The organism is Massilia timonae, assembly GCF_001866515.1.
Classification (GTDB): Bacteria; Pseudomonadota; Gammaproteobacteria; order Burkholderiales; family Burkholderiaceae_D; genus Telluria; species Telluria timonae.
In genome coordinates, this window is sequence record NZ_JRYB01000001.1 from 3,820,018 (window position 1) to 3,839,853 (window position 19,836).

Here is a 19,836-nt window from a genome sequence, read left to right on the forward strand (position 1 = left end):
GTTCCGCCTAAAAGAAAGCCCGCCACAGGGCACGACCAGGAGACACACGATGACTTCAAGAACCCAAGCCGCTTCCCGGCAGCTGCGCTGCCGCGTCACGCCCATCGCCACGGCGGTCGGGATTGCGCTGCTGTCCCTTTCCAACGCCTATGCGCAGACCGAGGCCGCGCCGGCGCCATCGGCCAACCAGCCGGTCCTGCCCGCGGCGCAGTCGCCGGCAGGCTCCGCGCTGCCGACGCCGGCCCAGCAAAACGCCGCCAGCCCGGCGGCGACGGTCAAGGTGACCGGCTTCCGCTACGCGATCGAGAAAAGCCTCGACCAGAAACGCGACGCCAACTCGATCGTCGAGGTGGTCACCGCCGAAGACGTCGGCAAGTTCCCCGACAAGAACGTGGCCGACGCGCTGCAGCGCGTGCCGGGCGTGGTTGTCACCCGCAGCGGCGGCGAGGGCAAGAACGTCAGCGTGCGCGGCCTGTCGTCCGACCTGACCCTGACCCAGCTGAACGGCAACTACGTCGCCACCGCCGAATCGAACGGCGATCCGACCCGCTCGTTCAACTACATGCTGATGCCGTCGAATATGCTGGCCAGCGCGGAGCTGTACAAGACGTCCGAAGCCCGCTTCGACGAGGGCGGCATCGGCGGCACCGTGATCCTGCGCACCCGCCGTCCGCTGGACGTCAAGTCGGGTTCCGGCTTCGTCAACGTCGAAGGCACCTGGGCCGACACCACCAAGAAGACCGACCCGCAATATTCGGGCCAGTACGCCTGGCACGACGAGAGCAACCGCTTCGGCGTCCTGGTCGGCTTCACCAAGCAGAAGCGCACCACCCGCACCATGGGCGCCAGCACCGAGAACTGGCAGTGGTATGCCGACGACTACGACGCGCAGCCGCCGGTCGACGTCAACGGCAATCCATCGGGCCTGAATTCGTTCTGGTGGGGCGAGTCGGGCTTCTACGACCAGTCGGGCAAGTACTACAGCAAGTTCGCGATGCCGACCTCGGTCAACATGGACGTGCGCGAGACCGAGCGCGAACGCAAGGGCGGCCAGATCACCCTGCAGTTCAAGCCGCTGCGCAACCTGAACATGACGGCCAACTACTTCCGCTTCGACCTGCAGCAGAACTCCCAGCTGAACCAGCTGAAGGTCCCGGAATGGAATATCGCGCGTTACGACGGCGACGGCAACTGGCCGGGCGGGCGCCTGCTCGACGGCCTCACCTTCGACCCGAGCGGCACGGTCGTCACCGGCGCCCAGTACAGCGCGCATCCCGGCAAGGCCTATTACTGCAACAGCGCCCAGGCCGGCGCCGGCGGCCTGGCCAATACCGGCGGCTTCGGTCCGGACGACTGCACCATCCCGACCCCGCAGATCACCGGCAGCTACAGCCGCGAGAAGGCGCTGTCGCAGACCGCCGACTTCGAAGTCGAATGGAAGGGCGATGCGGTCGACGCCAGCTTCAAGGCCGGCCGCACCTGGGCCAAGGGCGGTCCGGAGCTGCAGTTCGGGATGCCGATCAAGCCGCGCGTGCAGAACGCCGACGGCAGCTGGACCCTCGGCAACACCGCGACCTCGTGGGACGTGTCGGGCACGCCGACCATGACCTTCGCGCCGGAACTGATGCAGAACCTGCGCAATGGCATCGGCGAGATCGACCTCGGCTCGACCTCGTCCTCGTGGACCCGCAACAGCACCGAGCAGAATTACGCCCAGACCGACCTGACCTGGCACGCCGACAGCAGCTGGCTCGATTCGATCCAGTTCGGCGCCAAGTACCGCGACGGCGGCACCAGCCGCAGCACCGGCAACAACTACTGGGTGTGCCAGGGCACCGACCCGGGCGACTACGACAACCGCTACCAGAACGGCTGCGACGCCAACGCCAACAAGTTCCGCCCCGAGTTCCTGTACAACGAATCGCTGGGCAACCTGACCAACGGCCTCAAGGCCAGCGCCTTCCCCGGCATTAACTATCCGGCCTACATCGCGTACCTGAACCAGACCTACGGCGACATGCAGACCCGTAACGAGGACAACTTCATCTACAACGTGGACGAGAAGATCACCTCGATGTACCTGCAGGCCAACATCAAGACCGACCGCCTGCGCGGCAACTTCGGCGTGCGCGTGGTGCGCACCAGGCAGCATGCCGATTCGACCGACAAGGTCGACTACTACAACGACTACTTCTTCGACGGTCCTGACGGCACGCCGGCGCCATGCCAGGCCGGCGGCCTGCCGGCGGCCGGCGCGCCCGCGGGTTCGGGCTGCACCAGCGGCTTCACCGTGGTGCCGGACAGCCAGACCAATCCGGCCACCGGCCACGTGTCGACCTATGTGGTCAGCTCGCTCGACCGCAAGTACACCGACGTGCTGCCGAGCCTGAACATCGCGTATGACCTGACCGACACCCTGCTGCTGCGCGCGGCGGCCTCGAAGGTGGTGGCGCGTCCGAGCTACAACGACATCGGCGCGCCGGGCGCACTGAACTACTACAGCCAGGAATACGTCGAGGACCGCCGCCTGATCGGCGGCGGCGACCGCCAGGGCTGGTATGGTTCGGGCAGCAACAAGGACCTGGAACCGTACCAGGCGACCCAGTACGACGTCGGCCTGGAGTGGTACTTCCACCGTGGCTCGGTGCTCGGCATGGGCCTGTTCCGCAAGAACGTGCAGAACTTCGCGGTGCCGGTGGTGCGCGACGTGACCCTGAACATCGGCGGCGACGCGATCGCGGTCCAGAACTACGCGACCAGCGCCGGCGGACGCGATGCGGTGTCGAAGGGGATCGAGCTGTATGGCCAGCACACCTTCGACAACGGTTTCGGCATCCAGGCCAACTACACGTACAACAAGACCAACCAGGCCGCGATCACGCTGGCGGACGGCACCGAGATCGGCACCTCGCCGCTGGTCGGCAGCGCGAAGAACCAGGCCAACCTGACGGTGTTCTACTCGAACGACAAGCTGATGCTGCGCGCCTCGTACAACCGCCGCGGCGAAGTGGTCAACGGCCTGATGAACGGCTTGAACGTGTACGAGGAACCGTACAGCCAGGTCGACCTGAACGCTTCCTACAACTTCACGCCGGAGCTGAGCCTGACGGCGTCGGTGCTGAACCTGACCGAGGAAGAGTCGCGCTCGCACCTGGGTAACGACACCAAGCAGCGCTTCTACTCCAACAACTACGCCGGCCGTGTCGCGTACATGGGCCTGAACTACAAGTTCTGAGCCCCGTTCCGTCCTCCCCGCGCCGCTCGGCCCGGGGAGGTTTTTCTCATTCTGGACAAGCCATGAACATGCACGAACATGCCCGCGCTGCCGGGCCTTGGCCGGGGCGGTGGTGCGCGCGCTTTGTGTCGGGATTGATCCTGGCCCTGGCCGCGGGCATGGCGGCGCCGCCGGCTGCGGCCTCCCGGCTCGTGATCGACAAGGATTGGACCTTCCGCCTCTTGCGCGGTCATGCCCAGGGCAACACCCACGTCGAAGCGCTGCCGTCGCGCGCCGCGACCGTCCCGGGGACGGTGCATACCGACCTGCTCGCGCACGGCGTGATCCCGGACCCCTATGTCGGCGCGCCCGAAGGCGGCCTGCAGTGGATCGGCCTGGCCGACTGGGAATACCGCACCAGCTTCGACGTCCCGGCCGCCACCTTGCGCGCCGCGCGCAGCGACCTGGTGTTCGCGGGCCTCGACACCTTCGCCGAGGTCTGGCTCAACGGGGTCAAGCTGTTCGAGGCCGACAATGCCTTCCGCACCTGGCGCGTGCCGGTCGAGGGCCGGCTGCGCGCGGAGGGCAACATCCTGCGCGTCGTGCTGCGCTCGCCGATCGCGAAGATGCTGCCGCAGGTGGCCGCGATGCCGCACAAGATCGCCGGCAACTATCCATCGCCGTACGGCGACGAGCCGCAGGACGCCATGACCGGCAACTTCGTGCGCAAGCCCGGCTACCACTACGGCTGGGACTGGGGTCCGCGCTACGTCAGCGCCGGGATCACGAAACCGGTGGTGCTGCAAAGCTGGGATGCGGTGCGCATCGACGACCTGCAGCTGCGCCAGGACCGCGTGGATGCCGCGCGCGCCGACGTCAGCGCGATCGCCGCGCTCGACGTCGTGCGCGCCAAACGCGCCGAGCTGCGCCTGTGGCAGACGGCCCCGGACGGCAAGCGCACGCTGGCCGCTTCCAGGCGCGTCGACCTGGCCGCCGGCGCCAACCGGATCGCGCTGCCGGTGCGGGTCGATTATCCGCAGCGCTGGTTCCCCAACGGGTACGGCGCGCAGCCGCTGTACCGCTACGAGCTCGAGGTCCGCGACGGCAGGGAGACCCTGGCCACGCATGCGGCGCGCACCGGCCTGCGCAGCGTCGAGCTGCGGCGCGACCCGGATGCGCGCGGCAGCAGCTTCCACTTCGTCGTCAACGGCATCCCGGTGTTCGCCAAGGGCGCCAACTCCATCCCCTTCGACATGTTCCAGCCGCGCGTGAGCCGCGAACAGCTGCGCCGCGTGCTGGAATCGGCGAAGCACGCCAATATGAACATGCTGCGCAGCTGGGGCGGCGGCTATTACGAGGGCGAGGATTACTACGACCTGGCCGACGAGCTGGGATTGATGGTGTGGCAGGACTTCATGTTCGGCGGCGGCATGCAGCCGGCGTACGACGATGCCTTCCGCGCCAGCGTCGTGCACGAGGCGCGCGACCAGGTGCGGCGCCTGCGCAACCGCCCCAGCGTCGTCCTCTGGTGCGGCAATAACGAGGAAGAGATCGCGTGGAAGTACTGGGGCCACCGCAAGACCCTGGAGCAGGCCGACCCGGTCTTCGCCGACAGGGTGTGGAAAGGCTATGTGCAGCTGTTCGGCGTCGACCTGCGCAAGGTGGTGGAGCAAGAGGGCGGCGGCATCGGCTACTGGTCCAGCTCTCCCGGCAACGACCTGCAGGAAGTCGCCAACACCCCGGCCGCCGGCGACATGCACTACTGGGAAGTGTGGGGCAATCCGGCCCATCCGGTGTCGACCTACTTGGACGTCACGCCGCGCTTCATGTCCGAGTACGGCCTGCAGGCCTGGCCGGACCAGCGCACCATCGACGCTTTTGCCCGCCGTGACCAGCAGCGCATCGACCATCCGGTGATCGAGGCGCACCAGAAGTTCATGGCCGGCAAGGGCAATGCGCGCCTGCTGAAATACGTGCGCGACGAATTCGGCGAACCGGCCGATTTTGCGGGCTTCGCCTACCTGAGCCAGGCGATGCAGGCCGAGGGCGTCGAACTGGCCGCGCTGCACCACCGGCGCAGCCGTCCGACCACGATGGGTTCGCTGTACTGGCAACTCAACGACGTGTGGCCGGGGGCGTCATGGTCGGGCATCGACTGGTTCGGCCGGCCCAAGGCGCTGCAGTTCCATGCGCGGCGCTTCTTCGCGCCGGTCGCGCTGGCGGCGCTGCGCGACGCCGCCGGCAATACGAAAGTCAGCCTGCTCAACGACCGCACGCACGCCGTGCAAGGCGAACTGCGCACACGCGTCATGACATTGGACGGCAAGCTGCTGCGCGACGAGCGCAAGGCGGTCGAGATCGCGCCGCTGTCGGCGTTCGAGGCGGCTGGCTACCGTGACGCCGACCTGCTCGGCGGCGCCGATCCGGCGTCCACCGTCGCCGTGTTCGAGTTGCACGCTGAAGGTGAAGCGCCATCACGCGGCGTCGTGTACTTCAAGCCGGCGAAGGAGATCACACGGCATCAGGCCGGTCTGCGCGCCGAACTGCGCCGCGACGGCGATGGCTACGTCGTCGAGATCGAGGCCGCCCGGCTCGCACGCGCGGTCTGGATCGATTTCGGCGCGCTGGACGCCGAGCTGTCGGACAACGCCCTGACGGTGCTGCCGGGCGAGCGCGTCCAGCTGCGCTTGAACTCCACCGCCAATGAAGACGCCCTGCGCGCCGCCATGAACATCCGCTCGCTGTCTGACGCCATGCGGGCCATTACAACAACACCATAGGAGACCGTCCTCACATGAAGAAGACGCACACCATATCCGCTGCTGTGACTCTGCTGCTGGCGGCAAGCGCTGCCGGCGCCGCCGAGCCCCGCTTCTCGACTTCCTTCGAATCCGGCCAGCCGGCGCCGGCCGCGCTGACGGGCGAGGGCGTGAAGGTGGCGCTGGGCGCCGGCCCGGAACGCCCGTACGCCGCCAGGAAGAAGGCCGGCTATACCGGCGCCCAGGCCTTGCACTACCATGCCGAAGGCCAGGGCGGCCGCCTGCAGCTGTACGCGGTCGATATCGAGGTCAAGCCCGATACGGTGCTGTCGTGGATGGTCTTGCCCGAGATCGTCGACGGCGACATCGACACGTCGGCCTACGTCTCGCTCGACCTGATGCTGGACGACGGTCGCCGGATCTCGAGCCTCGACTTGCGCGACCACCACGGCGTGCGCCTGGGCGCCAGTGCCCAGGGCCAGTCGAAGACCTTGTACCCGCAGCAATGGGCGCACAAGGCGGTACGGCTGGGCAGCCTGAAAGGACGCCGCATCAAGTCGATCGAACTGGAGCTGCGCCCCACCGCCAAGGGCGGCGCCAGCGGCTGGATCGACGACGTCGCGGTGAGCGAACAGGCAATCGCGCAGGTCGCGCGCCTGTCCGACCACGTGCTGACCACGCGCGGCACCCAGGCCAACGGCACCTTCTCGCGCGGTAACAACATCCCGGCCGCCGCCGTGCCGCACGGCTTCAATTTCTGGACCCCGGCCACCGACGCCGGCACCCTGAGCTGGCTGTATCGCTGGAACGAGCAGAACGACGCGAATAACCGCCCGCGCCTGCAGGCGCTGTCGCTCAGCCACCAGCCCAGCCCGTGGATGGCCGACCGCCAGACTTTCCAGATCATGCCCTCGGCCGCACAGGGCCGTCCCGACGCCGACCGCCAGCGCCGCGCGCTGCCGTTCGCGCACGACCGGGAACTCGCGCGTCCCTACACCTACCGCGTCGATTTCGACAACGGCATCCGCGCCGAGCTGGCGCCGACCTCGCGCGCCGCGATCTTCCGTTTCCGCTTCCCGGAGAACGGCGACGCCAACCTGCTGTTCGATAACGTCGACGACCGCGGCGGCTTAACCCTGGACGCGGCGACCCAGACCCTGCGCGGCTATACCGACACCCGCAGCGGCCTGTCGAACGGCGCCACGCGCATGTTCGTGTTCGCGCGCTTCGACCAGCGCTGGCAGGACAGCGGCGCGATCGAGACCGGCCGTCCGACCGGTTTCATCAAGTTCGCGGCGGACAAGGGCGAGGTGCGGATGCGCATCGCCACGTCGCTGATCTCGGTCGAGCAGGCGCAGCGCAACCTGGACCTGGAAATCGGCGACGCCGGCTTCGATGCCGTGCGCGAACGCGCGCAGGCGGCGTGGGATGCGGAACTGGGCCGGGTCAAGGTCGACGGCGCCAGCAAAGACCAGCTGACCACCGTCTATTCGAACCTGTATCGCCTGTTCCTGTATCCGAACGTCGCCCACGAGAACGTCGGCACCGCCGCCAGGCCCGACTGGCGCCACGCCGACCAGAGCGGCTGGTCGAAGGACAAGACCGGCGGCGATGCGCTGCGCACGTCGGCGCCCGTGGTCCCCGGCCAGGTCTATGTCAACAACGGCTTCTGGGACACCTTCCGCACCACCTGGCCGGCGTATGCGCTGTTCGCGCCGAAGCGCGCCGGCGAGATGGTCGACGGCTTCCTGCAGCAGTACCGCGACGGCGGCTGGGTGGCGCGCTGGTCGTCGCCGGGCTACGCCGACCTGATGGTCGGCACCAGCTCCGACGTGGCCTTCACCGACGCCTGGCTCAAGGGCGTGCGCGGCTTCGACGCGCACCAGGCCTATGAGGCGGCGCTGAAGAACGCGACCGCGGTCCCGCCGGTCTCGAACGTCGGCCGCAAGGGCCTGGCGCAGTCGATGTACCGCGGCTATGCCGACACCTCGGTCCACGAAGGCATGTCGTGGACGCTGGAAGGCGCGCTGAACGATTTCGGCCTGGCGCAGCTGGCCGCTGCCCTGGGCGCTGAAGAAGGGGAGGGTGGCAACGACAGCGCGCGCGGCCGCCGCTACCGCGAGGAGGCAGCCTACTTCCGCGCCCGGGCCGCCGATTATGCCCATGTCTACGACCCGGCGACCAGGTTCTTCCGCGGCCGCGACGCCAAGGGCGGGTGGCGCGTGCCGGCGAAGGACTTCGATCCGCGCCGCTGGGGCGGCGACTACACCGAGGCCAACGCCTGGACCTTCGCCTTCACCGTGCCGCACGACGCGGAAGGGCTGGCGAGCCTGATGGGCGGCCGCCAGGTGCTGGCCAGCCGTCTCGACGAGTTCTTCGCCACGCAAGAGACGGCGGAAGCGAAGTATTCCGGCAGCTACCGCCAGGTGATCCACGAGATGACCGAGGCGCGCGACGTCCGCATGGGCATGTACGCCCACAGCAACCAGCCGGCCCACCACATCCCCTGGATGTACGTCGCCGCCGGCCAGCCGTGGAAGACGCAGCAGATCACGCGCGAGATCATGCGCCGCCTGTACCTGGGCAGCGAGATCGGCCAGGGCTATGCGGGCGACGAGGACAATGGCGAGATGTCGGCCTGGTACACCTTCGCCATGCTGGGCCTGTATCCGCTGCGGATGGGCTCTCCCGAGTACGTGATCGGCTCGCCGGCCTTCGCGCGCAGCGAGGTCACGCTCGAGAACGGCCGCAAGCTCACCGTGATCGCCCATGGCAACAGCCAGGACAACGTCTACGTGCAGTCGCTGAAGGTGAACGGTAAACCGTGGAACCAGCCCTGGATCCGCCACGCCGACATCGCCGCCGGCGCCACGCTGGAATTCACGATGGGCAGCAAGCCCTCGACCTGGGGCAGCGATCCGAGCACCTTGCCGGCATCGATGACCGCCGCCGGGCGGCGTCCCGCCGGCCTGGTCGACCGCGGCAAGGGCGCCACTGTCACGCTGGATGGCAAGCGTGCCGACGCCGCGCTGGTCGACGACGATGCGATGACGGCCACGGAAGTCCCGGCCAGGGCCGCCATCGGCTTCGCCTTCGCCAAGCCCACGACGATCAGCCATTACACCATCACCGGCGGCAAGGCGGCGCTGGGCAAGGTGACGTGGACGCTCGAAGGACGCGACGGCAAGGGCGCCTGGGTGGCGCTGGACGCACGCGAGGACGAGGTGTTTGCCTGGGAGCGCCAGCTGCGGCCGTTCGGCATCGCCAAACCGGGCGCCTACCGCGAGTACCGCCTGCGCTTCGCCCAGGGCGCGGCGTTCGAGCTGGCCGAGCTGGAGCTGCTGGAGGCCGGCGCGGCGGCGGCGCCGAAATAAGGATGCGCGACGAGGCAGGTAAATACTTGTGTTTACAGTGAACAACCAGTGTTTACTAAAAAACGCTAAAACACACGCTGTCCTACCTGCCTTTGTTGACGCTTTCGAAACGCGGCTGCTATAAATTCAAGTACAAGAACGCGACAACAAGCGTTTATTAAACCACTCAATGGAGACGATCATGTATATGGTCACGCAGATGAGCCCGATGGCGGCAAGGGCGGCGCCGTGAGCCAGGTCACGCTGCGCGACATCGCGAGCGAGACCGGGCTGTCGATCGGCACCGTCTCGCGCGCGCTCAAGAACCAGGGCGGCATGACCGAGGCGACCCGCGGCGTGGTGCGCGAGGCCGCCATCCGCCTGGGCTACGATTTCTCCCTGCTGAAGAAGGGCCGCATCCGCCGCATCGCCTTCCTGCTGCACAGCCAGCACAACACGCTCACCTCCAGTCCGTTCTTCACGCCGGTGCTGCACGGCGCCGAAGAAGCCTGCCGGCGCGAGGGCATCGCGCTGTCGCTGATCGTGGTCGGCCCGGCCGAGCCGGTGCTGGAACAGATCCGCCTGCACCAGCCCGACGCGATCCTGTGCGCCGGCTTCTTCGAGCCCGAAGTCCTGAGCGCGCTGCAGCAGACCGGCAAGCCGATGGTGCTGGTGGACATGCACCGGCGCGGCTTCACCTCGATCAATCCGGACAATATGAGCGGCGGCTACCTCGCCACCCAGCACCTGCTGCGCTGCGGCCGCAAGCGCATCGCCATGCTGTCCGGCTCCCTGGCCCACTACAGCATCCAGCAGCGCAACCGGGGCTTTCGCCAGGCGCTGTTCGACGCCAAGGTGCATGCCGATCCCAGCCTGGAAGTCATCGTGCCCACCATGGGCGAGGGCGAGGAGGGCGTGATCGAGGCGATGCGCAGCCTGCTGGACCTGCCGAAACGCCCGGACGCGCTGTTCTGCTACAACGACAGCACCGCCCTGGTCGCCATGAAGTACTGCCTGGCCGAAGGGCTCAAGATTCCCTACGACCTCGCGATCGTCGGTTTCGACGATATCGCCGCCTCGGCCGCCGCCATCCCGCCGCTGTCCACCGTCCACGTGGACAAGGAAGCGCTGGGGCGGACCGGGGTCGACTCCCTGCTGCACAAACCCGACGAAAACCCATCCCAGATAACCCTGCCAGTCGAGATGATCGTGCGCGAGAGCAGCTACGACGACTAGCGCACACCACCCCTAGCCACCATGACCACTTTCCCGAACTTTCGCAGCCCGGACGTGCTGCTCGACCACGCGCGCCACACGATGCGCTTCTACCACCCGCGCGCGATCGATCCCGCCGGCGGCATGTACCACTATTTCAAGGACGACGGCGAGGTCTACGACGCAAGCCACCGCCACCTGGTCAGCAGCACCCGCTTCGTGTTCACCTATGCCATGGCTTACCGCCACTTCGAGGATCCGGCCTATCGCGAAGGCCTGGAGCACGCGGTGCGCTTCCTGCGCGAGGCGCACCGCGCGCCGGATGGCGACGGCTATGCCTGGATGCTGGACGGCCGCGCGATCGAGGACGGCACCCAGCACGCGTATGGCGAAGCCTTCGTGCTGCTGGCCTATGCGCACGCCACGATGGCCGGCATGGAGCAAGCGCGGCCCTGGATCGGCGAAGCCTTCGACCTGATGGAAAGACGCTTCTGGAGCGCGGCCGACGGCCTGTACGCCGACGAGGCGAGCCGGGACTGGCGCGCGCTGTCGACCTACCGCGGCCAGAACGCCAACATGCACGCCTGCGAGGCGCTGCTGGCGGCCCATGCCGCGACCGGCGAACGGCGCTACATCGAGCGCGCGTACACGGTGGCCTACAACATCACCCAGCGCCAGGCCGAGCGCTGCGGTGGCCTGATCTGGGAACACTACGACACGCACTGGCAGCCCGACTGGAAGTTCAATATCGACGACCCGGAAAACCTGTTCCGTCCCTGGGGCTACCAGCCGGGCCACTTCACCGAGTGGGCCAAGCTGCTGTTGCAGCTGGAAGCGCGCGGCAAGGACGTGCTGGAGCACGACCTGGGCTGGCTGCTGCCGACCGCCGAAATGCTGTTCAAGGTGGCGGTGCAGAAGGGCTGGGATCCGGAACATGGCGGCCTATGCTACTCGCTGGCGCCGGACCTGAGCATATGCGACTTCCACAAGTATTTCTGGGTCCAGGCCGAGAGCGCCGCGGCGGCGGCCATGCTGGCCGCGCGCACCGGCAATGCCGACTACTGGACCTGGTACGACCGCCTGTGGCAGTACAGCTGGACCCATTTCGTCGACCACGAGCACGGCGCCTGGTACCGCATCCTCGACCGCGAGAACCGCAAGCTCAGCGACGAGAAGAGCCCGGCCGGCAAGGTCGACTACCACACCATGGGCGCGGCCTACGACATCGTGGCCGTGCTGAAGGATGGCGCGCGTGCTTAATCCTCCCCGCATGCTGTGCGCCGGCGAGGCGCTGACCGACATGATCCACCAGGGCGACGAACAGTGGGTGAGCCGCGTGGGCGGATCGACCTGGAACGTGGCGCGCGCGCTGGCGGCGCTGGGCGAACCGACCGCCTTCGCCGGCGCCATCAGCCTGGACCGCTTCGGCGACGCGCTGTGGAGCGCGAGCGAAGCCGTCGGCCTGGACACGCGGCTGCTGCAGCGGGTCGACCGTTCGCCGCTGCTGGCCGTGGTGGAACAGGGCGAGCCGCCGCGCTACTTCTTCATCGGTGACGACTCCGCCGACCTGCACTTCGAACCGGCGCTGTTCCCGGCCGGCTGGGCCGAGGGCCTGCGCTGGGCCCACTTCGGCGGCATCAGCCTGGCGCGCGAGCCGCTTGCTTCGAGGCTCGTTGCGCTGGCGCGTGAGCTCAAGGCCCAGGGCGTGGCGATCAGCTACGACCCCAACTACCGCAACCTGATGGACGAGCGCTATGCGCCGATCCTGGCGGCGATGGCCTCGATCGCCGACCTGGTGAAAGTGTCGGACGACGACTTGCGCGGCCTGTTCCCCGGCGTCGCGCTGGACGAAGCGCTGGCGCGCCTGCGCGCCTTCAATCCGGCGGCGTATTGCCTGCTGACGCGCGGCGGTGAGGGCGCGAGCCTGTTCCACGGCGCCGAGCGCTGCGATGCGCGGGCGCCGAAAGTCACCGTGGTGGACACGGTCGGCGCCGGCGACGCCAGCGCCGCCGGCCTCTTGACCAGCCTGGTGCGCCACCCGCAGCGGCGCCTGCAATCGCACCTGCACGCGGCGCTGGCCGCCGGTTCCGCCGCCTGCCTGCAATCCGGCGCCACGCCGCCGCCGCCCGCGGCCATGCAACAACTATTCGAACAGCTCGAAGGAGACGCAGCGCGATGAATCAAGCCCGCACCAACCCGTTCCCGCCCATTCTGCATGGCGCGTGCCTCGCACTGGCCGCCTGCCTGCTGCCGCTGTCCGCGCTTGACGCGACCGCGGCGGGCGCAGCAGCCAAGGCGACGATCGCTGCCGGCGCCATGCCGGTCAACACCTTCATCGGCACCCAGGACGAAGGCAATACCTTCCCCGGCGCCTCGGCCCCCTTCGGCATGATCCAGGTCAGCCCGATCGCCGACCACTACGCCGGCTACCGCTACACCGACAAGAAGATCCGCGGCTTCGGCCATTCCTTCCTGTCCGGCGCCGGCTGCTGGGAGCAGGGCGGACAGCTGTCGGTGCTGCCGGTGACGGGCGCCATTGGCCCCGGCGGCGACTTCGACACCAGCAAGAAGGGCGCGTTCGACCACAAGAAATACGCCGCCGATTACACGCATGACGGCGAGGTCGGCGAAGCCGGCTACTACAAGGTCAAGCTGACCAGCTATGGCGGCATCACGGCCGAGGCCACCGCGCTGACCCGCGCCGCCGCCGAGCGCTATACCTACGCGCCGGGGACCAAGACCGGCCACGTGCTGCTCAACCTCGGCCAGGCCAACGAGCGCCATTCCGTCATCGGCAGCGAAGTCAGGATCGTGGGCGACCGCAGCGTCGAGGGCCGGATCGTCACCCGCAGCTTTTGCGGCGGCGCCAAGTACACGACCTGGTTCCGCATGGAGTTCGACCAGCCTTTCGCCAGGCGCGGCATCTGGGACGACCGCGCCGGCTGGCCGGACGTCGACGGCCCGAGCCAGCAGGGCGAGGCCAAGCCGCACGGCGTGTGGCTGAGCTTTGACCTCAAGGCTGGCCAGGCGGTGACCGCGGTCAGCGCGATCTCGCACGTCGACGCCGAAGGGGCCCGCATCAACCTGAAGGCCGAGGGGATGGAAGGCGGCAAGCCAATGGGCTTCGACGCCATGAAGGCCAAAGCGCAAGCGAACTGGCAGCGCGAGCTGGCCAGCGTGCGCATCGAGGGCGGCAGCAAGGACGACCGTACCGTGTTCTATACCGCGCTCTACCACACCTTGCTGCAGCCGCTGACCGGCAACGACGCCGATGGCCGCTACCGCGGCTACGACGACGCCATCCATACGGCGAAGGACTGGACTTATTACGAATTCTTCTCGCTGTGGGACACCTACCGCGCCCAGAACCAGATGCTGGCGCTGCTGCGTCCGGAGCGCGCGAGCGACATCGCGACCTCGGTGCTCAGGATCCGCGAACAGGGCGGCTGGCTGCCGCGCTGGGGCTATGCCAACTTCGAGACCAACATCATGACCGGCGACCCGGTGACGCCGTTCCTGGTCGACCTGTGGCGCTTCGGCGCCTTGAAGGGGCGCGAGGCCGAGGCCTATGCCGCGCTGCGCGAGAACGCCTTCGGCGTGCCGGCCCACGGCATCCGTCCGCAAGGCCGTTCGGGCAATCCGAGCTACCTCAAGCAAGGCTTCGTGCAGTACGACCGCAGCTTCATCTCGAAGGGCATGGACACCGACCCGCACCACGGCGCGTCGGCGACGCTCGAATACGCGGCGGCCGACGGCGCGCTGGCCGGCATGGCCGCTGCGCTCGGCCATCTAGATGATGCGAAGGCGCTGGCGCAGCGCGCCCTGAACTGGAAGGCGATCTGGGACCCGAGCGTGGTCGACGCCGAGACCGGCCAGAAAGGTTTCCCGCGTCCGCGCCTGCTGGACGGCAGCTGGTTCGGCGACGTCGGCAGCGGCTACGATCCGCGCGGCGACCACGGCTTCCATGAAGGCACGGCGTGGCAATACCAGTGGCTGGTGCCGCAGGACGTGCCCGGCCTGGCCGCCGCGATGGGCGGCGTCGCGCCGGCCCTCGGCCGCCTGGACCAGTTCTTCGACTATCCAGCCGTGCTGGCCGACCCGAACGCGGTGCGCAAGTCGTGGGTGGTGGGGCCGTACAGCTACTACGCCCAGTTCCGCTACAACCCGAACAACGAGCCCGACCTGCACGCGCCGTGGATGTACACCCTGATGGGCCAGCCGTGGAAGACCACCACCGTGGTGCGCGCGGCCGAGACGCTGTTCACCAACGGTCCCGGCGGCGTGACCGGCAACGACGACCTGGGCACGATGTCGTCCTGGTACCTGTTCAGCGCGCTGGGCATCTACCCGGACATGCCGGGCAGCGGCCGCTTCCTGCTGCATGCGCCGCGCTTCGCCAAGGCCGAGATCGACCTGCCGCAAGGCCGCATCCTGCGCATCGAGGCGCCGGGCGCCAAGCCGGGCGAGCGCCGCTTCGTCAAGTCGGTGAACCATGGCGGCCGCGCGGTCGAGCGCGTGTGGCTGGACTGGGAACAGCTGCAGTCGGGCGGCGCCCTGAAGTACCAGCTGACGACCCAGCCGGACACGAAAGGCTGGGGCACGCGCGGGCGTGACCTACCGCGCCCGCCGGCCGACCTGGCGCACTAAGCGCCGCATAAAAAAACGAAGGAGACAGCATGGCCAATATGCCATACAAGGCGGCGCCTGCCGCCCACAACGGGGGCGCGGCGACGCAGCTCGACAGCAATACGAGCGCGCTCGTCATCGTGACGATCCTGTTCTTCATGTGGGGCCTGATCACGTCGCTCAACGACGTCCTGATCCCGCACCTGAAGGCGGTGTATACCCTGACCTATGTGCAGGCCATGCTGGTGCAGTTCTGCTTCTTCGGGGCGTATGCCATCGTGTCGCTGCCGGCCGGCGCGTTGATCCGCCGCATCGGCTACCAGAAGGGGGCGGTGGCCGGCCTGCTGGTGGCCGCCGCCGGCTGCACGCTGTTCTATCCGGCCTCGTTCGGCGGTTATGGACTGTTCCTGCTGGCGCTGTTCGTGCTGGCCTCGGGCATCACGGTGCTGCAGGTGGCGGCCAATCCCTACGTGGCGGTGCTCGGCCCGGCGCGCACGGCCTCGAGCCGCCTGACCCTGACCCAGGCCTTCAATTCGCTCGGCACCACGATCGGGCCGGCCGTCGGCGGCCTCCTGATCCTGTCGGCCGCGGGGGCGGTCGCGGTGGCGGGTGTCGATGCCGCGGCCGAAGCGGCGTCGGTGCGCGGTCCCTACCTGGTGCTGGCCGGCGTGCTGGTCGTGCTGGCGGTGCTGTTCCGGCTGGCGCGCCTGCCGGCGATCGCCGACACCGACGACGCGCCGCTGGCAGGGGAAGCCCGGGGCTCGGCGCTGGCGCACCGCCACCTGGTGCTGGGCGCGATCGGCATCTTCCTGTACGTGGGCGCGGAAGTGAGCATCGGCAGCTTCCTGATCAACTTCATCGGCGAGCCGCACATCGCCGGCCTGTCGCATGCCGACGCCGCCCACTACGTCAGCATCTATTGGGGCGGGGCGATGGTGGGGCGCTTCATCGGCTTCGCCGTGATGCGCGTGGTCAGCCCCGGCAAGACGCTGGCCTTCAATTCGCTGGCGGCGATCGCGCTGGTGCTGGTGGGGACGTTTGCCCAGGGCGACCTGGCGATGTGGGCGATCCTGGCCGTCGGCCTGTGCAATTCCATCATGTTCCCGACCATCTTCAGCATGGCGCTGCATGGCCTGGGCAGGCATACGGGCCAGGCCTCGGGCATCCTGTGCATGGCGATCGTGGGCGGCGCGCTGGTGCCGTTCGCGCAAGGAGCGCTGGCGGATGCCTTCAATGTGCAGGTGTCGTTCCTGCTGCCGGCGGCGTGCTATGCCTTCGTCCTGTACTTTGGCGCCAAGTATGCGTCGATGTACACGGCAAAATAGACATTCAGGCGTGCCGGTTGCCGACTGCTAGTCGACGATCGGCACGACGATGTCGTTCCGCGGGATGGCGACCCATTTGCCCTTGATCTCGATCCAGGCTTCTTCGTAGTCCAGCCGTATCCGGACCTTGCTGCCGGGACAACCCGCTCCCGCATTCAGGACGGCCTCGGTCTTCCGGCCCTTGACACTGGTGAGCGTGCCGAATTCCGGCTTGCCGTCGGTGAAGCACTGGAAGAAGAATTGCTGACCCTCCGCCGTCGCCGTCACGATCAGGTTGAACATGCCGTCCGGCGACGCGCTGCGGGCGCTGCTGAACGTCCCCGAGACCGGCGGGTCGGAGGCCTGGGCCAGGGACGACAGGAACAATATGAGCAATCCCAGCTGTTTCATGCGTCCCTCCATCAGGCGGTCTAGTTGAACGAATAGTTCACGCTGGCATAGAACCGCCGCCCGCGCGGATCGGTATAGCTCGGATCGTACCCGGACAGGAAGAAATAGGCCTGGTTCGAATACGGCGGGCTCTCGTCGAACAGGTTCTGCACGCCGGCGCGCAGCTTCAGGCGCGGCGTCGCCTGATACGCCGCCGACAGGTCCCACAGCGAATACGACTTGACCTTGTTGGCCGCCACCACCGAACCGTCGTCGATATTGATCGCCGTGTTCTGGTCGTCGTAGCCGCTCGACCAGGTGTTCTGCAGGCTGGCCGAGACCGGCCCGCGCTCCCAGTCGAAGCTTACCGTGTGGCGCCAGCGCTGCACCACGCCGTCGGTCACGAACTTGTTCAGGTTGCTCACAAAAGCATCGCCCGGCGCGTTCTGGATTTCCGACGACAGCACATAGGTGCCGTTCAGGCGTCCGCCAAAGCGACCGATGGCGGTGTCGACGCCGCGCACCGTGACCGCCAGGTCCAGGCCCTTGGCTACCTGGGCGCCGCGGTTTTCCTTGCGCAGCTCGATGTAGTCGATCACGTCGTCTTCATCGCGGTGCACCAGATCGCCGTACTTGGCCAGGTTGCCCAGGATGATGTCGTCGCCGATCTCGCTGATCAAGTCGGTGCGCTTGATGTTCCAGTAGTCGAGCGAGGCGCTCACGTTGCGGCCGGCCGCGAACACGGCGCCGAACGAGAACTGGCGGCTGCGCTCCGGTTGCAGGTCGGCGTTGCTGTAGCGGCGCGTATCCCAGTTGTCGGCGCAGTCGGCGTAGTTGTTCTCGACCGTGGCGCAATACACCGGATCGGGCAGGGTCGCGGTGCTGCTGTAGACGGTGGGGCGGAACAGCTCCGTCATGGTCGGCGCGCGGAAGCCGCGGCCGGCGGAGGCGCGCAGCAGCAGCGCATCCGTCGGACGGTAGGAGAGGCCGATCTTGGGGCTGGCCGCGCCGCCGACCTGCTCGTAATGGTCGTAGCGGGCCGACAGCTGCGCCTCCCACTGCTGCGCGAACGGCACCAGCAGTTCGCCATACAGGCCGGCGACGTCGCGCTTGTCGCTGGTGGCGCGGCCGCCTTCCGGCGCCGCGTCGTTGTTGATGTTGTCGGAGAGGAGCAGGGCGGAAGGCGTGAAATTGTTCTTCTCGCGCCGCACCTCGCCGCCGATGGCGACGGCCAGCTCGCCGCCCGCCAGCGGCATGAGCGCGCGCGAGAACTTGAAGTCGACCGAGTCGAGCGTGCCGCGCGCGCGGCGCACGACGTCGTCGACCTGGATGCTGTCGAGCAGGGCAAGGCCCTCCGGGCTGGACGGACCGAACGGGTTGATGCGGCCGTCCAGGATCCCTTCCATCAGCTCGTTGTACAGCACGTAGCCGTTGGTGTCGCGGTCCTTGACCGTGTTGACGCTGTGGTTATACGCGGTGTCGTAGTCCCAGCCGCCCACGGTGCCGCTCACGCCGACCACGAAGCGCATGCCTTCGCTGGTCAGTTCGCTGGTGCGCTGGCCGGCCTCGGACAGGCGCATGCGCAGCTCCAGTTCGCCCGGATAGTCGTCGTCCAGTTCTTCCAGGCCGGTGCCCACCAGTTGCGGCACCAGTCGGTAGTCGATATAGCCGGTGACGCGCGCCGACGAGCCGGTGTAGTACGACTTCGAGCGGCTGAGCGCGACTTCGGCATAGGCCTGGTGGCCGCCGCCGAGCTTCAACACGCCGCGGCTGAGCAGGCTGGCTTTCTCGGTCTTCGGATAGAGCTCGGTGTCGCCCATGTAGTTATAGGTGCAGGCGTCCACGCCGCCGGTGCCGTCGGGCAGGTAGACGTTGGCCGGCGGCGCGCAATCGGGCGCCGACAGGTTGATCAGGCGGTTGGTGATCGGGCGGCCGTTGATGGTGAAGCCGAGTTCCTGCAGGTGGTCGCGCTGGTTCGAGGTCAGGCGGATATTCGCCGGGCCGGTATAGCCCGACAGCAGATGGCCCAGGCGTTCCTCGACCCGCAGGCCGGGGATGAAGCTGCGCTGCGAGGTATTGAGCGCATTGGTGCGCTGGAAGTCGGCCACCGCGAACACATTGTAGCCGTCGCGTTCGAGGTCGCCCTTGCCGGCGCTGATGCTGGCGGTGCGCTTGCCGGCGCCGCCCTCGTCGGTGGTGCTGCCGTAGGCGTTCAGTTCCAGGCCCTGGTAATCCTTGCGGGTGATGAAGTTGATGACGCCGCCGATCGCGTCGGTGCCGTACAGCGCCGAGGCGCCATCCAGCAGCACCTCGACCCGTTCCAGCGCGGCGGCCGGGATGTTGTTCAGGTCGACGCCGCTGTCGTCGCCGGGCGAGGCGAAGTTGGCCATGCGCCGGCCATTGAGCAGGACCAGGGTCGACGAGGTGCCGATGCCGCGCAGATTGGCGCTGTTGAAGCCGCGCTGGTCGCCGCCGACATTGATGCTGGCGCCGTCGGTCAGGCCGTTGACGTTGCTCGATACCCGGGCCAGCAGCTCGGAGGCGGTGGTCACGCCGGCCTTTTCGATCTCGGCGCGCGAGACGATCTGCACCGGCAGGGCGGTCTCGGACTGCACCCGGCGGATGGCCGAGCCGGTGACTTCGACCTTCGGCATCGCGGCCGGCGCCGGTGCGGCTGCCGGCGCAACGTCGGTCGTCACCGGCGGCGTTTCCTGCGCCAGCGCGCCGCCCGCCACCCCTGCCGCCATCCAGGCGCCCGCCAGCAGCGCGCCGCGCACGGCGCGCGCCGCCGCCTTCAACTTCATATTCATCAATTGTCCCTATGAAACCACGTAAATATCGAGGAGTGTAATCGCGCGGCGAGCAGTAATGACAACTATTGGCGCGGGAAACGAGGGATGTTGCGAATCTGATACGCGGACGATGGCAATCCGGCCCGGCATTCCTTTTGGAGAAATAATGAATTGCGGATTGCG

Annotated in this window: 10 protein-coding genes; 8 read left to right on the forward strand and 2 right to left on the reverse strand. The window is 67.9% G+C overall.

The genetic code is table 11. The features are described 5' to 3' along the window. Positions 1-49: 49 nt before the first annotated feature. The 8 genes from LO55_RS16415 (at position 50) to LO55_RS16450 (ending at position 16,492) form a co-directional block, all read left to right on the forward strand. Entirely contained in the window at positions 50-3,235 is a 3,186-nt protein-coding gene (locus LO55_RS16415; protein WP_071362279.1) for a TonB-dependent receptor, read from the forward strand. A gap of 62 nt (positions 3,236-3,297) precedes the next feature. Further along, positions 3,298-5,994: a beta-mannosidase gene (locus LO55_RS16420; protein WP_071362280.1), complete on the forward strand. Its 2,697-nt coding sequence runs from the start codon at positions 3,298-3,300 to the stop codon at positions 5,992-5,994. Between the two features lie 14 nt (positions 5,995-6,008). After that, positions 6,009-9,347, forward strand: coding sequence for a GH92 family glycosyl hydrolase (locus tag LO55_RS16425; protein WP_071362281.1), 3,339 nt, complete (start codon positions 6,009-6,011; stop codon positions 9,345-9,347). A 228-nt stretch (positions 9,348-9,575) separates the two neighbouring features. Continuing rightward, positions 9,576-10,562, forward strand: a complete 987-nt coding sequence (locus LO55_RS16430; protein ID WP_071362282.1) for a LacI family DNA-binding transcriptional regulator — start codon at positions 9,576-9,578, stop codon at positions 10,560-10,562. 21 nt (positions 10,563-10,583) lie between these two features. Further along, a complete protein-coding gene (locus LO55_RS16435; RefSeq protein WP_071362283.1) occupies positions 10,584-11,801 on the forward strand; it encodes an AGE family epimerase/isomerase in 1,218 nt (405 codons plus the stop codon). Beyond that, a complete protein-coding gene (locus LO55_RS16440; RefSeq protein WP_071362284.1) occupies positions 11,785-12,720 on the forward strand; it encodes a carbohydrate kinase family protein in 936 nt (311 codons plus the stop codon). The genes LO55_RS16435 and LO55_RS16440 overlap by 17 nt, the downstream gene beginning before the upstream one ends. Further along, the gene (locus LO55_RS16445; protein WP_143054540.1) at positions 12,717-15,188 is read left to right on the forward strand and encodes a GH92 family glycosyl hydrolase; all 2,472 of its coding nucleotides are present in this window, start codon (positions 12,717-12,719) and stop codon (positions 15,186-15,188) included. Before LO55_RS16440 ends, LO55_RS16445 begins: the two co-directional genes overlap by 4 nt. Before the next feature lie 38 nt (positions 15,189-15,226). Next, positions 15,227-16,492 carry a sugar MFS transporter gene (locus LO55_RS16450; protein ID WP_229410256.1) on the forward strand — a complete coding sequence of 422 codons (1,266 nt, stop codon included), beginning with the start codon at positions 15,227-15,229 and terminating at the stop codon, positions 16,490-16,492. 27 nt (positions 16,493-16,519) lie between these two features. Here LO55_RS16450 and LO55_RS16455 read toward each other — a convergent pair whose 3' ends face one another. Both LO55_RS16455 and LO55_RS16460 read right to left on the reverse strand, forming a co-directional pair. Further along, entirely contained in the window at positions 16,520-16,882 is a 363-nt protein-coding gene (locus tag LO55_RS16455; protein ID WP_071362286.1) for a hypothetical protein, read from the reverse strand. 20 nt (positions 16,883-16,902) lie between these two features. Beyond that, the gene (locus LO55_RS16460; RefSeq protein ID WP_071362287.1) at positions 16,903-19,671 is read right to left on the reverse strand and encodes a TonB-dependent receptor; all 2,769 of its coding nucleotides are present in this window, start codon (positions 19,669-19,671) and stop codon (positions 16,903-16,905) included. Positions 19,672-19,836: the final 165 nt, after the last annotated feature.

What these genes read in the sequence shown, in the direction of transcription:
- LO55_RS16415 (WP_071362279.1), top strand. Translation starts at nt 50, where the DNA reads ATGACTTCAAGAACCCAAGCCGCTTCCCGGCAGCTGCGCTGCCGCGTC.
- LO55_RS16420 (WP_071362280.1), top strand. Translation starts at nt 3,298, where the DNA reads ATGAACATGCACGAACATGCCCGCGCTGCCGGGCCTTGGCCGGGGCGG.
- LO55_RS16425 (WP_071362281.1), top strand. Translation starts at nt 6,009, where the DNA reads ATGAAGAAGACGCACACCATATCCGCTGCTGTGACTCTGCTGCTGGCG.
- LO55_RS16435 (WP_071362283.1), top strand. Translation starts at nt 10,584, where the DNA reads ATGACCACTTTCCCGAACTTTCGCAGCCCGGACGTGCTGCTCGACCAC.
- LO55_RS16440 (WP_071362284.1), top strand. Translation starts at nt 11,785, where the DNA reads ATGGCGCGCGTGCTTAATCCTCCCCGCATGCTGTGCGCCGGCGAGGCG.
- LO55_RS16445 (WP_143054540.1), top strand. Translation starts at nt 12,717, where the DNA reads ATGAATCAAGCCCGCACCAACCCGTTCCCGCCCATTCTGCATGGCGCG.
- LO55_RS16450 (WP_229410256.1), top strand. Translation starts at nt 15,227, where the DNA reads ATGCCATACAAGGCGGCGCCTGCCGCCCACAACGGGGGCGCGGCGACG.
- LO55_RS16455 (WP_071362286.1), bottom strand. Translation starts at nt 16,882, where the DNA reads ATGAAACAGCTGGGATTGCTCATATTGTTCCTGTCGTCCCTGGCCCAG.
- LO55_RS16460 (WP_071362287.1), bottom strand. Translation starts at nt 19,671, where the DNA reads ATGAATATGAAGTTGAAGGCGGCGGCGCGCGCCGTGCGCGGCGCGCTG.